This is a genomic window from Vreelandella subterranea (genome assembly GCF_900111305.1).
GTDB lineage: Bacteria > Pseudomonadota > Gammaproteobacteria > Pseudomonadales > Halomonadaceae > Vreelandella > Vreelandella subterranea.
In genome coordinates this window covers 17,567-31,551 of the sequence record NZ_FOGS01000005.1, presented here as the reverse complement: position 1 = coordinate 31,551, position 13,985 = coordinate 17,567, and the positions used below count along the sequence as shown (strand labels likewise).

The 13,985-nt window shown below is 59.9% G+C and carries 12 protein-coding genes; 6 read left to right on the top strand and 6 right to left on the bottom strand.

What is annotated here, in order from left to right:
* The first annotated feature begins 16 nt into the window (after positions 1–16).
* The 6 genes from infB (at position 17) to BMX75_RS08430 (ending at position 7,878) form a co-directional block, all read left to right on the top strand.
* A complete protein-coding gene (gene infB, locus BMX75_RS08455; protein WP_092827100.1) occupies positions 17–2,572 on the top strand; it encodes a translation initiation factor IF-2 in 2,556 nt (851 codons plus the stop codon).
* Between the two features lie 15 nt (positions 2,573–2,587).
* A complete protein-coding gene (rbfA, locus tag BMX75_RS08450) occupies positions 2,588–3,001 on the top strand; it encodes a 30S ribosome-binding factor RbfA (RefSeq protein WP_066316112.1) in 414 nt (137 codons plus the stop codon).
* Entirely contained in the window at positions 3,001–3,924 is a 924-nt protein-coding gene (gene truB, locus BMX75_RS08445) for a tRNA pseudouridine(55) synthase TruB (protein WP_092827098.1), read from the top strand. Before rbfA ends, truB begins: the two co-directional genes overlap by 1 nt.
* Before the next feature lie 119 nt (positions 3,925–4,043).
* Positions 4,044–4,313 carry a 30S ribosomal protein S15 gene (gene rpsO, locus BMX75_RS08440; RefSeq protein ID WP_066316110.1) on the top strand — a complete coding sequence of 90 codons (270 nt, stop codon included), beginning with the start codon at positions 4,044–4,046 and terminating at the stop codon, positions 4,311–4,313.
* A gap of 139 nt (positions 4,314–4,452) precedes the next feature.
* Entirely contained in the window at positions 4,453–6,615 is a 2,163-nt protein-coding gene (gene pnp, locus BMX75_RS08435; RefSeq protein WP_092827096.1) for a polyribonucleotide nucleotidyltransferase, read from the top strand.
* Between the two features lie 93 nt (positions 6,616–6,708).
* On the top strand, positions 6,709–7,878 hold the full coding sequence (locus BMX75_RS08430) for an MFS transporter (RefSeq protein WP_092827094.1): 1,170 nt from the start codon (positions 6,709–6,711) through the stop codon (positions 7,876–7,878).
* Between the two features lie 71 nt (positions 7,879–7,949).
* Here the strand turns inward: BMX75_RS08430 and BMX75_RS08425 are convergent, their stop codons facing one another.
* From BMX75_RS08425 to pcnB, 6 genes are all read right to left on the bottom strand, one after another.
* Positions 7,950–9,128, bottom strand: a complete 1,179-nt coding sequence (locus BMX75_RS08425; RefSeq protein ID WP_092827092.1) for an acetyl-CoA C-acetyltransferase — start codon at positions 9,126–9,128, stop codon at positions 7,950–7,952.
* Between the two features lie 185 nt (positions 9,129–9,313).
* Entirely contained in the window at positions 9,314–9,694 is a 381-nt protein-coding gene (gene panD, locus BMX75_RS08420) for an aspartate 1-decarboxylase (RefSeq protein ID WP_066316103.1), read from the bottom strand.
* A gap of 21 nt (positions 9,695–9,715) precedes the next feature.
* Positions 9,716–10,588: a pantoate--beta-alanine ligase gene (gene panC, locus BMX75_RS08415; RefSeq protein ID WP_092827428.1), complete on the bottom strand. Its 873-nt coding sequence runs from the start codon at positions 10,586–10,588 to the stop codon at positions 9,716–9,718.
* A 57-nt stretch (positions 10,589–10,645) separates the two neighbouring features.
* Complete coding sequence (panB, locus tag BMX75_RS08410) at positions 10,646–11,437, bottom strand: 3-methyl-2-oxobutanoate hydroxymethyltransferase (protein WP_092827090.1); 792 nt, start codon at positions 11,435–11,437, stop codon at positions 10,646–10,648.
* Between the two features lie 134 nt (positions 11,438–11,571).
* A complete protein-coding gene (gene folK, locus BMX75_RS08405) occupies positions 11,572–12,078 on the bottom strand; it encodes a 2-amino-4-hydroxy-6-hydroxymethyldihydropteridine diphosphokinase (protein ID WP_092827088.1) in 507 nt (168 codons plus the stop codon).
* An 8-nt stretch (positions 12,079–12,086) separates the two neighbouring features.
* Positions 12,087–13,472, bottom strand: coding sequence for a polynucleotide adenylyltransferase PcnB (gene pcnB / locus BMX75_RS08400; RefSeq protein WP_092827086.1), 1,386 nt, complete (start codon positions 13,470–13,472; stop codon positions 12,087–12,089).
* Positions 13,473–13,985: the final 513 nt, after the last annotated feature.

The following is a 13,985-nucleotide window of genomic DNA, read 5'->3' as shown; positions in this document are numbered from 1 at the left end:
GCTGAGGAGGGTCAATATGTCAGATATGACAGTTAAAGATTTTGCAGTAAAGGTGGGCCGTGATGTGCCCCGCCTGCTAGAGCAGATGAAAGAGGCGGGTTTACAGCACGCTTCGGAAACCGATGCGGTATCGGAAGAAGATAAGCGCACCTTGCTTAACTTTCTGAAGAAAAGTCACGGCGGCGACGGCGATGAAAGCGATAGCGGCAAGAGCCGTATTACGTTGACGCGCAAAACCCGCAGCCGTATCAAGACAGGCGAGCGCGGTAAAACCATCGAAGTTCAGGTGCGCAAGAAGAAGACGTACGTCAAGCGCTCTGAAGAAGAGGACAAGCCGAAAGCGCCTGAGCCCAAGCATTCGGGTCCGCGTCAACTCGTCGGTGACATGGCCGAAGCTGAGGCTGAAAGCAAAGCGCGTGATGCACGCGAAGCTGAAGAAAAGGCCGCTGCAGAAAAAGCCAAGGCGGCTGAAGAAGCAGCGCGTAAAGAAGCCGAACAGGCCGCCCAGGTCGAGGCTCAGAAGACACCTGACGTTCCGGTGCCCGAGCTGCAGATCGACGATACCCCGGCATCCGAAGACATGCCGCCGGCGCCGCCGAAAGAAGGCCGCACCGACCGTCGTACCGCACCGCCCAAGAAATCAGCGGCCAAGAAGAAAGGCCGTCGTGATGACGAGGAAGATCGCGGTGATCGCGAAGAACGCAAGCGCGGTGCTGGCGGCAAGAAAGCCAAGCGTGCCGAGCGTCGCGGCGGTCGTCGTGGCGGTGGTGCCAGCGGTGGTAATGGCAAGCATGGCTTCCAGAAGCCGACCCAACCGATCGTGCGCGAGGTCTCGATTCCCGAGTCCATCAGCGTGGCGGATCTGGCCGACAAGATGTCGATCAAAGCCAATGAAGTCATCAAGGCGATGTTCAACATGGGCGCGGCGGTCACCATCAACCAGACCATCGATCAGGATACGGCAGCCATCGTTGTCGAGGAGATGGGCCACAAGGTCAAGCTGGTGAAGGATGACGCGCTGGAAACGGAAATGCTCGAAGGCATTTCCTACGAAGGCGACGAAATCACCCGTTCACCGGTCGTGACCGTAATGGGCCACGTCGACCATGGCAAGACGTCGCTTCTCGATTATATCCGTAAGGCCAAGGTAGCGACCGGCGAAGCGGGTGGTATTACCCAGCATATCGGTGCCTACCATGTGGAAGACGAACATGGCGGTGTGACATTCCTGGACACGCCAGGCCACGCGGCGTTCACCGCCATGCGTGCCCGCGGCGCCCAGGCGACCGACGTTGTCATCCTGGTCGTGGCGGCGGATGACGGTGTGATGCCCCAGACGGTTGAGGCGATCGAGCACTCCAAAGCGGCGGGCGTGCCGATGGTAGTGGCGGTCAACAAGACCGACAAAGAGGGTGCTGACTTCGACCGCATTCGTAACGAGCTATCGCAGCATGGCGTGATTTCAGAAGAGTGGGGCGGCGATACCCAGTTCGTCCACGTATCTGCCAAGACCGGTGACGGCATTGAGGAACTGCTGGAAGCGATCCAGTTGGTCTCTGAAGTACTGGAGCTTAAAGCCGTGCCTGAGGCGCCCGGTAAAGGCGTCGTGGTGGAATCGCGCCTCGATAAAGGGCGTGGCCCGGTCGCGACCGTACTGGTGCAGAACGGTACCCTCAAGAAGGGCGATATCGTGCTTGCCGGGCTGCACTACGGCCGTGTGCGTGCGCTGACCAACGAACTCGCCCAGCAGGTTGACGAGGTTGGTCCGGCCATGCCGGTTGAGATCCAGGGCCTGGACGGTACCCCGGATGCCGGTGATGACTTCATGGTCGTCGCGGATGAGAAGAAGGCCCGCGAAGTGGCTAACTTCCGTCAGGGTAAATACCGCGAAGTCCGTCTGGCGCGTCAGCAGAAGGCCAAGCTGGAGAACATGTTCAGCCAGATGGGCCAGGACGAAGTGGCCAAGGTCAACATCGTGCTGAAAGCCGACGTTCAGGGCTCGCTGGAAGCCATCAAAGGGGCGTTGGAAGAACTCTCGACCAGCGAAGTCGAGGTGGCGGTTGTGTCCTCCGGCGTTGGCGGTATCACCGGTACCGATGCCAACCTGGCGCTGGCCTCTGAAGCCATCGTCGTCGGCTTTAACGTCCGTGCTGACGCCGCTGCCCGTGAGATCATCGAACGCGAAGGGCTGGATCTGCGCTACTACAGCGTCATCTACCAGCTGATCGACGAGGTCAAGCAGGCGATGAGCGGTATGCTCGCACCGGAGTGGAAAGAAGAAATCGTCGGTGTGGCTGAAGTTCGCGACGTCTTCCGTGCGCCGAAGATTGGTGCGATCGCAGGCTGTATGGTCGTTGAAGGCAGCGTGCACCGTAACAAGAAGATTCGCGTGCTGCGCGATGACGTGGTGATCTACGAAGGTGAGCTCGAATCGCTGCGCCGCTATAAAGACGACGTACAGGAAGTGCGTAGCGGCGTTGAGTGCGGCATCGGCGTGAAGAACTACAACGATGTCCAGGTCGGCGACAAGATCGAAGTCTTTGACCAAGTGAAGGTCGAGCGCAGCCTGTAGGGCTGAGGAGCAAGCATGCGCGAATTCAAGCGTACCGACCGGGTAGCCGACCAGCTCCAGAAGGAGCTGGCGGTGCTGATCCAGCGCGAAGTGAAAGACCCGCGCCTCGGCATGGTCACGGTCAGCGGTGTCACCGTGAGCCGTGACCTGGGTTATGCGGATATCTACGTCACCCTGTTGGGTGAACAGGATGCCGAGCGTATCAAGGAAAACCTGCAGGTGCTGAAGCGGGCGGCAGGTTTTCTGAGAAGCCAGATAGCCAAGCGTATTAAACTGCGCCACGTTCCCGAGCTGCGTTTTCATTTCGATGAAAGCGTGGTGCGTGGCCAGCAGCTGTCGTCGCTGATTGACGAAGCGGTTTCAACCGACCGTGCCCGTCAGGAACAGGACGATGCAAGTGCGGATGAATCAGGCGAGGAGCCGCGTTAATGGCGCGTCGCCGTCGGGGGCTGCCGGTGAATGGCATTGTCCTGCTGGATAAGCCGAAAGGACTTTCCAGCAACCATGCCCTGCAGCGGGTGCGGCGTCTTTTCGAGGCGCAAAAAGCCGGCCATACCGGCACCCTGGATCCTATGGCGACGGGCTTGCTGCCTATCTGCCTGGGTGAGGCCACCAAGTTCTCATCGCACCTGTTGGAAGCTGACAAGGTATATCGTACCCGGGTAGAACTGGGCACGATGACCGACACGGGGGATGCAGAAGGCGCGGTCATCGAGCAGCACGCCGTGCCAAGCCTGACGGTCGATGCAGTTGAAACGGCGTTATCCGGCTTTCGCGGCGAGATCGACCAGGTGCCGCCGATGTACTCGGCGCTGAAGCACGAAGGTAAAAAACTCTATGAGCTCGCCCGCGAGGGAAAGCAGGTTGAGCGTGCAGCGCGGCGGGTAAGCGTGTATGATGCCCGCCTGCTGTCCTTTGAAGGCACGGCCTTCGAGCTGGAAGTCAGCTGCAGCAAGGGGACCTACATCCGTACCCTGGCTGAAGACATTGGCAAGGCACTGGGCTGTGGCGGCCACATCAGTCAGTTGAGAAGGCTCAAGACCGGCCCTTTCAACGGCGATGCCATGTGGACGCTGGAAGCGCTTGAGGCGTTAGCCGATCAAGCGGCCCGCGAAGCCGAGCTGATGCCGGTTGACGTGCTGGTGGATCATTTGCCATCGCTTACATTGGATGAACCGGCTTATGGGCGCTTGGCTCACGGCCAGTCCGCCAATGTGGTGTCTGGCGAATCATTGCCCCCCGAAGCGTTGGCAAGACTTTATTACGCGGAGTCGTTCATAGGTCTCGGCGTTGTAAAAGAAGGCCAGGAAGTGGCACCCAAGCGGCTGTTAAGTACGGTCGCTATCTCGTAAGGCGTTGCATCAATGCGGCGGTTTGCGAGAAAATTGCACATGAAAATAGTAGATTGAGACTGCAAATATGCGTGGTCTCACCCATTCATTGTTAGGCATATTGCTTACTGGAGAGACAGATGGCATTAACCGCTGAAAAGAAGGCCGAGATCGTCAACGAATACGGCCGCGGCGAGAACGACACCGGATCACCTGAAGTGCAGGTTGCCCTGCTGAGCGCCAATATCAACGGCCTGCAGGACCACTTCAAAACCAACAAGCAGGATCACCACTCGCGTCGTGGTCTGATCCGCATGGTAAACCAGCGTCGTAAGCTGCTGGATTACCTGAAGCGTAAAGATTTCGAACGCTATCAGTCTCTGATTCAGAGCTTAGGCATCCGCCGCTAAGTTATTGTTGGCGATGGTCGAGAAACGGGCAGCCCCTCGGGGGCTGCCCGTTTTTTTGTTTCTGGTAGCCCTATCGCGCGGCAACGCCTAGAATGGTGGCGAGTCCAAACGACCCATACGAAAAGACAAGTAGCTATTAATGTTAAAGGAAGTCGCAGTGAATCCGGTAAAAAAAACGTTCCAATACGGTCGTAGCACCGTCACCCTAGAAACCGGGCGTATCGCTCGCCAAGCCACCGGCGCCGTTATGGTGACCATGGACGATACCGTTGTCCTGTGTACCGTGGTGGCCAAGAAAGAAGCGAATCCCAACCAACCCTTTTTCCCGCTCTCGGTGCATTACCAGGAGAAGACCTACGCAGTCGGCAAGATTCCTGGCGGGTTCTTCAAACGTGAAGGCCGTCCCACCGAGAAAGAGACGCTCACGTCGCGCTTGATCGATCGTCCGATCCGTCCGCTGTTCCCCAAGGGGTTCATGAACGAAGTGCAGGTGATCTGTACTGTTCTGTCGACCGATCGCAATCATGATCCAGACATCGCGGCGATGCTGGGCACCTCAGCGGCGCTTTCGATTTCGGGCGTTCCCTTTAGTGGCCCGATTGGCTGTGCCCGGGTTGGCTTTAATGAAGAGCAGGGCTACTTCCTGAACCCCACCGTTGAAGAGCTTGCGAGCTCTGAACTGGATATGGTCGTCGCGGGTACCGAGAAGGCCGTGCTGATGGTCGAGTCGGAAGCCAAAGAGCTGCTTGAAGACGAAATGCTGGGGGCTGTGCTGTTCGGGCACGAAGAAATGCAGGTCGCGATCCGGGCGATCAATGAGCTGGTTGCCGAAGCCGGTAAGCCGCGCTGGGATTGGCAGCCGCCCGAAGAAAATACAGCGCTGAAAGCAGCCATGGCGGACGCCTTTGAAGCCAAAGTTGGGGAAGCCTATCGGATTACCGACAAGATGGCCCGTCAGGACGCGCTGTCTGCCCTGAAAGACGACGCCGTTGCCCAGCTTGCGGCTCCCGAAGGCGAAGAGGCGGAAGGCAAATTCAGCAAGGATGACGTCAAAGCCGCCTTTGCGGGGCTTGAAAAGCGCGTCGTCCGCTCTCGTGTCGTCAAGGGCGAGCCGCGCATTGACGGCCGTGACAACACCACGGTGCGTCCGCTGGATATCGAAGTCGGTACGCTGCCCAAAACGCACGGTTCGGCAGTGTTTACGCGTGGTGAAACCCAGGCGATTGCCATTGCCACCCTGGGCACGCTACGTGATTCGCAGCTCATCGAGTCGCTGGAAGGCGAGCGTAAAGACCGCTTTATGCTGCACTATAACTTCCCTCCCTACAGCGTCGGTGAGGCGGGCTTCATGGGCGGGCCCAAGCGTCGCGAAATCGGCCATGGCCGTCTGGCGCGTCGCGGTGTTCAGGCCATGCTGCCAGCTGAAGATGCGTTTCCTTACACTATTCGGGTCGTATCGGAAATTACCGAGTCCAACGGCTCAAGCTCAATGGCGTCGGTGTGCGGTTCGTCGCTGGCCCTGATGGACGCCGGTGTGCCGCTGAAGGCACCGGTGGCCGGTATTGCCATGGGCCTGGTCAAGGATGAAGACGGCTATGCCGTATTGACCGATATCCTGGGGGACGAAGATCACCTTGGCGACATGGACTTCAAGGTGGCCGGTTCCCAAGAGGGCGTGACCGCCCTGCAGATGGACATCAAGATCGAAGGCATCAACGAAGAGATCATGGAAACGGCGCTACAGCAGGCCCATACCGCACGTCTGGGAATCCTCGAGCAAATGAATGCCGTGATCGCCCAGAGCCGTACGGAAGTGTCTGAAAATGCCCCGTCCATGGCGACCATCAAGATCGATCCGGACAAGATTCGTGATGTTATCGGTAAGGGTGGCGCCACGATCCGCAAGATTTGCGAAGATACCGGCGCGTCGGTCGATCTTGACGACGACGGTACCGTGCGTATCTACGCGGAAGACAAAGCCGCCGCGAAAAAAGCCATCGACACCGTACTGGCCATTACGGCGGAAGCGGAAATCGGCAAGCTGTACATGGGCAAGGTGGTACGCATTGCCGACTTCGGCGCTTTTGTGAATATCATGCCGGGCACGGATGGGCTGGTGCATATCTCGCAGATTGTGCAAGAGCGGGTTAACAACGTCCGCGACTTCCTGAACGAAGGCGACGACGTGCTCGTGAAGGTGCTCGATATCGATAACCGCAACCGGGTGAAGCTCTCGATCAAGGAGATCACCGAAGAAGAGAAAGCGGCCTTTGAAGCCGCCGACGTGGAAGTCGCTGACTAACCAGCGGCCCCGTCGATATCACCGCCCTCGCAGCGTCTCGTTGCGAGGGCGGTATTGTTTGGGGGATCGTCCGGGGACAGGGAGGAAGGAGCGATGGAGCAGCAACAAGCACCGCGTTGGTGGGCAGTGTTCGCGGTGATGATGGGGATTTTCCTGCTGGTGACGGCCGAGCAGCTACCGATTGGTCTGCTGTCGCAGGTAGCGTCCTCCATGGGCGTTACGCCAGGCATGGCAGGCTTGATGGTCACGGTGCCTGGGGTGGTGGCTGCCTTCTCGGCGCCGCTTCTGCCGGTCGCGGTGGGGCGTCTTGATCGCCGCATCATGCTAACGCTACTCATGGGCGTCATGGTGCTGGGTAGCGTGCTGACGTCGCTGGCCAGCAATTTGGCGCTACTGTTGGCCTCGCGTGTGTTGGTCGGGCTCAGTATTGGCGGTTTCTGGGCGGTCGCCGGGAGCATTGCGCCGCGTCTGGTGCCCGAGGCCCAGGTTTCCAAGGCGATGACGGTGATCTTTGGTGGGGTTGCAGCGGCGTCGGTACTGGGGGTGCCGCTAGGAACCCTGCTGGGCGAGTTCAGCAGCTGGCGGGTTGCCTTTGGCGCGCTGGGCGGGTTAAGCCTGTTAACGGCCATGGCGCTGTGGTGTTGGCTGCCGCCATTGCCACCCCGTGAGCCGGTTCGACTGCGGATACTGGCGCAGCAGTTCAGCAACCGCGGGGTGCGGGTGGCGGTGCTGACCACCGGCTTTGTGGTGGTGGGGCACTTTGCGGCCTATACCTTTATCAGCCCTGTACTGCAGGACATCAGCGGTATTGCGCAGCGTCACGTGGGCAGTTTGCTGCTGCTCTACGGAGCGGCGGGAATCCTGGGCAATATCGCGGCAGGCATGTTCGCCGGGCGTCACCCTTACCGCGCCGTGCTGGCGATCCCCTGCGTGTTACTGCTGGTCGTTGCGGCCTTTCCCTGGCTGGGCGTGACGCCGACCAGCGGTGTGGCGTTGTTGATGGTGTGGGGCGCGGTGTTCGGCAGCGTGTCGGTGAGCATTCAAACCTGGATTCTGCGCACCGCCCCGAACACCGAGGCGGCTACCGCGCTGATGGCGTTTACCTTCAACCTGTCAATCGGGTTTGGGGCGATGGTCGGCGGGCGGATTGTCGACGGCACCAGCCTGCCGGTGGCGATGTGGGCCGCGTCGGGGCTGTTTTTGCTGGGTACACTGCTGGTGTTGCGAACGCCGTCGCGCGTCGTGGGGGAGAGGCACCGCTGAGCCAGGCAAAAAAAGGCCCCCGTCGAGGCGGGGGCATAGCGGTGATACATCAGCCGCTTCGGCCGTACAGGCTAGCTTCGCTCAATCGCCAGTGCGACCCCCTGGCCGCCGCCGATACACAGCGTCGCCAGGCCTTTTTTCGAATCGCGGGCAATCATTTCATGCAGCAGGGTCACGAACACGCGGCAGCCGGAGGCGCCGATGGGGTGGCCCAGGGCGATTGCCCCGCCGTTGACGTTGACTTTGTTGGTGTCCCAGCCGAGTTCCTTGTTGACCGAAAGCGCCTGGGCCGCAAAGGCTTCGTTGGCTTCCACCAGGTCCAGATCGTCGAGGCTCCAGCCGGCTTTTTCCAGGCAGCGGCGAGTGGCCGGTGCGGGGCCAATGCCCATGATCGCCGGGTCGACGCCCGCGTTGGCATAGCCGGCAATCCGGGCGAGCGGCTCCAGGCCAAGCTGTTTGGCTTTTTCCGCCGAGCAGATCATCACCACCGCGGCGCCATCGTTGAGCGCCGAGGCGTTACCGGCGGTCACGGTGCCGTCTTTCTTGAACGCCGGGCGCATGCTGCCCAGTTTCTCGGCGGTGACTTCGCGTGGGTTCTCGTCGGTATCAAACACCAGCGGGTCGCCTTTGCGCTGGGGAACTTCCACCGGCACGATCTGGCTTTTGAACCTGCCCTCTTTAATGGCGGCCGCAGCTTTCTGTTGCGACGCAGCAGCGAATTCATCCATCGCTTCACGGGTAATGCCGTACTTTTCGGCCAGGTTCTCCGCGGTGATGCCCATGTGGTAATTATTGAAGGCATCCCACAGACCGTCGTGCACCATGGAGTCGATAGCCTTCCAGTCGCCCATGCGCTGCCCGTTGCGTGAGTTGGGCAGTACGTGGGGAGATGCCGACATGTTTTCCTGGCCACCGGCCAGAATCAGCTCGGCATCGCCGCAGCGAATGGCCTGAGTCGCGAGATGCAGGGCTTTAAGGCCCGAGCCACACACCTTGTTGATCGTCATGGCCGGTACGGCCTCGGGAAGACCGGCCTTGATCGACGCCTGGCGAGCTGGGTTCTGGCCGACACCGGCGGTCAGTACCTGGCCCAGCAGCACTTCATCGACCTGGTCGGCAGCAACGCCCGTTGATGAAAGAATGTCCTTGATGACGAGTGCGCCCAGGTCACTTGCGGGAATACCGGCAAGAGATCCTCCAAAAGCGCCTACAGCGGTGCGGCGTGCCGCCACAATGACTACTTCTTGCATAACAGACTCCTGGTCTAAGTAACGCCGGTGGGAAAACGCCAGCGTTTGTGTTGAGCGTTGTTGTAACCGTTATTGTCTCAGCATAGGTCTTGTATCAGCATAGGGGAAGGGTGTGGTTGGCGGCAATATGCTTTTTGGCCCAAATGAAAACGGGCCAGCGTGTGGCCCGTCGATCATCGTTTCTGCTAGGCAAGCTGGACAGGGATCGCATTACTGGTGTGGCTGACGTGGTTGCCTTCCTGAAGATACACCAGCGCGGGCTGATGGTTATCCAGCTCGGCTTCCGAGTAGTGGGCATAGCTGCAGATGATGATGCGATGCCCCGGTGACGCCAGATGGGCGGCAGCACCGTTGATCGAGATCAGGCGTGAGCCTTCTTCACCGCGGATGGCATAGGTGGTGAAGCGTTCGCCATTTTCCACGTTATAGATCTGGATCTGTTCGTTCTCGCGGATGCCGGCCATGTCCAGCAGGTCGCCGTCGATGGCGCAGGAGCCTTCGTAGTTGAGTACTGCGTGGGTCACGCGGGCCATATGCAACTTGGCTTTGAGCATAATCGTGTGCATGGAAACTCCTAGATAGCAACGCTAGCGTTGGTGGCTAGCATTCGTCGCAGCCGGTAGCTGCACGCTGAGGTTGTCGATAAGCCGGGCAGGGCCGAGATGGGCGGCGGCTAGCAGAACGGCGTGGCGCGTCGAGGGGGTCACTGGGCCGAGCATGGTGTCACGCAGCTCCAGGTAGTCCGGCGTAAAGCCCGCATCATACAGGGCCGTGTGGCCCCGGTGTAGTACCTGTTCGACGGATTCGCCATGCTCTAATGCATCGCGCAAGCTGCACAGGGTTTGGTAGAGCGCAGGGGCCACTGCCCGTTCCTGCTGGCTCAGATAGCCGTTACGTGAAGACAGCGCAAGGCCATCCTCGGCGCGCACAATGGGGACGCCGATAATCTCGATGGGCAAGTGCAGGTCGCTGACCATCTTGCGAATCACCGCAAGCTGCTGGTAGTCCTTTTGGCCAAAAAAGGCTACGTCGGGCTGCACCAGATTAAACAGCATGCTGACCACGGTGGAAACGCCGTCAAAGTGCCCAGGCCGGGAGCCGCCACACAGGCCTTCCCCCATCTCGGGCACGTGCACCAAGGTCTGGGCGTCTAAACCATTAGGGTACAGCGCGCTGACGGTCGGGCTGAACAGGATATCGCAGCCTGCTTCGGTTAGCTGTGTCTGGTCCGCCTCGAAGGTACGAGGATAGGCGTCCAGGTCTTCGCCGGGGCCAAATTGCATGGGATTGACGAACAGGCTGGCGACGACCACGTCTGCGCTCTGCCGGGCGCGGGCAACCAGCGCAAGGTGCCCGGCGTGAAGGTTGCCCATGGTGGGTACCAGGGCAATCCGCTGGCCGCGTAATCGGTGCTCGCGCAGCGTATGGCGTAGCTCGGAGATGTCTCGCAAAGTATGCATAGCAGTCTTGTCGTCGTTCACGGGCATTGCGCTAATACGTTCCCATGGGAACATCGTTTAAAAGCAGTGTTCCGGCGCGGGGAAGGTCCGGGTTTTGACCGCCTCGTGATAGTGCTGAAACGCCGACTGAATGCTGTCGGCGTCAGCCATGAAGTTTTTCACAAAGCGCGGCGTACGACCGTGGGTCACCCCGAGAACATCGTGCATCACCAGGATCTGGCCGTCGGTATCCGGACCCGCGCCGATACCGATCACCGGCACTTCCAGCGCTTCCGTGACCGCCTTGCCCAGGCTCGCGGGCACGCACTCCAGTAAGATGACCGATGCGCCCGCCGCAACGAGGGTTTTGGCATCGTTAATGATCTGCTCTGCCTGGGCGGCCTCTCGGCCTTGTACCTTATAACCGCCAAGTTGATAGACCGTCTGCGGGGTCAGCCCCAGGTGTGCGCAGACAGGGACGCCACGACGGGTCATCTCGCGGATGCCATCGGCCATCCAGGCTTCGCCTTCGACCTTGACGAGCTCGGCACCGGCGCGCATGAGAGCGGCGGCGTCGTCCAGCATGCGTTCGGTGGTGGCATTGCTCATGAAGGGCAGGTCGACCATCAGCAGGCTATGGCCTTTGCCACGGGCCGTGCAGCGGGTGTGGTAACAGATGTCGTCAATGGTCACGGGCAGGGTACTGTTGTGGCCCTGCAGGACCATGCCCAGCGAGTCGCCCACCAACAACACATCGATCCCTGCGTGGCTGGCGGCGTGGGCAAAGGAAGCATCATAGGCGGTCAGGCAACTGAACGTTTCGCCAGCGCGCTTGTGCGCCTGTAGCGTGCTCAGGGTGACGGTTTTCATGGCGTGCTCTCATGTTCTACGTGAGGCCGACGCGGCATCGGCGTGCGGCCAGTGTTAACGCCGCCTTGTGGCGGGCGCTGAGTGGCGTAACCGGTAATTGTTACCTGAATGCAGGCTTGGTGTCGAGATGTGTGTCAGATGGTAGCCGTCGGGGTAACATCGGCATCCGTTAGCCGACGTATCGGCGCGCTATCGAGTTCGGCCCGCCAGTCACCCAGTGGGCGATGGTGGAGGCTTAAGTCCGGGGCCAGCTCGTACAAGGGGACAAGGACAAAGGCGCGTGTGTGCATATGCAAATGAGGAACCCGAAGGCGGGGCAATCGGATCGTTTCCTGGCCGTAAAGTAGCATGTCCAGGTCGAGTGTCCGTGGCCCCCACCGGCGTTGCCTTTGTCGGCGATGTCGCTGTTCCAGCGCCTGCAGTTGGTCGAGCAGCGCAAGAGGCGAGAGTCGCGTTTCAAGCGCGGCAACCGCATTGATAAAATCGGGCTGATCCTGGGGCCCCAACGGCGGGGTGGCATACAGTGAAGAGGTACCGACCACGTCGCTCAGCGGTAGACGGGCAAGCTCGTCAAGCGCCTGACGGACCTGGGCCATGGGGTTGTCCAGGTTGCTCCCCAGGCCGATATAGGCAAGCGACATGTGCGCGGTTAACCTTCGCTCTTGCGCGGTTTGCGGCGCCGTTTACGGCGGCGGTCGCCCTGGCCTGCAGGGTCGCCGCCCACCTTTTGCAGCAGGCGGCGTTGATCGTGTTCATCGCCTGTCTGGAAGGCGTTCCACCATTCACCCAGCCCGCCCGGGATTTCTCCTGACTGTTCGCGCAGCAGCAGCAGGTCATAAGCGGCCCGGAAGCGCGGGTGTTCGCGGGTCTGGAACGCCTTTTTGCCGCGGCGCAGGGGTAAACGCCCCTGAAGCTCCCAAATGTCGCGCATCGGCATGCCAAAGCGTTTGGGGATGGATACATGCTGAAGCTGTCGAGTCACTACCTGCTGAGCGGCCGCTTGTAGCGCGGGAATGGACGGCATGCCCTCGCTTTCAAGCGCTGCCTGGCGGTGGGCAACCGGGGGCCACAAGAACGCCGCCAGCAAGAACGCAGGGGTGACGGGGCGGTCTTCGGCGATACGCTTGTCGGTGTTGGCAAGCGCCTTTTCAATCAAATCTTCCGCCCATGCCGCATCCGCCATGGCCTCTTCGGCTTCGGGGAACAACATGCCAAACAGTCCGTAATGGCTTAGCATCCTGAAGGTCACCAGGCCATGACCCGACATGAACAGCTTGAGTACTTCATCGAAAAGCCTCGCCGGGGGAATACTCAACAGCAGCGGCGCCAGGTCGTACATGGGCGCTTCGGTGTCGGCGTCAATCGTGAAGTCCAGCTTGGCGGCAAAACGCACTGCCCGCAGCATGCGAACCGGGTCCTCGCGGTAGCGGGTGGCGGGGTCGCCAATCAAGCGCAGCGTCCGCGCCTCGATATCCTGCGCCCCGTTGGCAAAGTCATGGATAGTGAAATCGGCGATGTTGTAGTACAGCGCATTCACCGTGAAGTCGCGCCGCAGAGCATCCTCTTCGATATTGCCCCATACGTTGTCGCGCAGCAAAAGGCCGTCATCCGACTGTTGAGCAATGTGATCGCCGTGTTCGTCCTGGGGCTTGCCGCGGAAGGTCGTGACCTCGATGACCTCGCGGCCAAAGCGCACATGCACAATACGGAAACGGCGCCCGATCAGGCGCGAATTGCGGAAAAGATCGCGCACCTGCTCGGGGGTTGCGTTGGTCGCAACGTCAAAATCCTTGGGCATTTTGCCAAGCAGGGCGTCGCGAATGCAGCCGCCTACCAGATAGGCGTCAAACCCGGCGCCATTCAGGCGATAAAGCACCTTCAAGGCAGCATCGCTGATCTGCTGACGAGAAACGGGGTGCTCGGAGCGAGGTATGATGCGGGGGCTAAGCGCGCCTGATGCGCCCTGTTGGGGTTCGAGCAGAGATTTCAATTGCTCTCCCGGACTGTGTAGTAAACGGGTAAATCCTTTAAGCATGCGGCGGAATCGACTCGCAGGATATCGAAAAAATGGCCCTAATGTAAGCGACGAGTCGCTGAGTGTAGCCGACCGCTGGAGGCTTGCAAAGCGTTGGCAGGGTTGTGGCACGAGCAAGGCCGCTAAACGCAGAAAGGGGAGGCCAATAAGGCCTCCCCTGTAAAAGCGACAATCAGCGTCCGTTGCTGCTGTTTTTCTTCATGATGGCACATCGCCCTGAATACGCACCGCAGTCGGTAGGCGTGGCAATCACGTGGATTCCGACCGCCTCGTATTCAAAACAATAATCCAACCGCGAATCTTTCATCCTCCGGCGATTTGTTATTGGATCCGGGGTGTACACACTGACTGCTGTTGTTCTTGTTGGGGCGCAGTCTTTCCGGCGTACGTCGCGTCCATTTTTGGGCACTTGCCGAGTTTTATTGTTGTATGTAGCGCTTATTTTTCTTAGCGCAAGCAAGTAACGAGATACAAGCCTGTTGTTGTTGTTAGTACCGTTATCTCTGCCTGGCC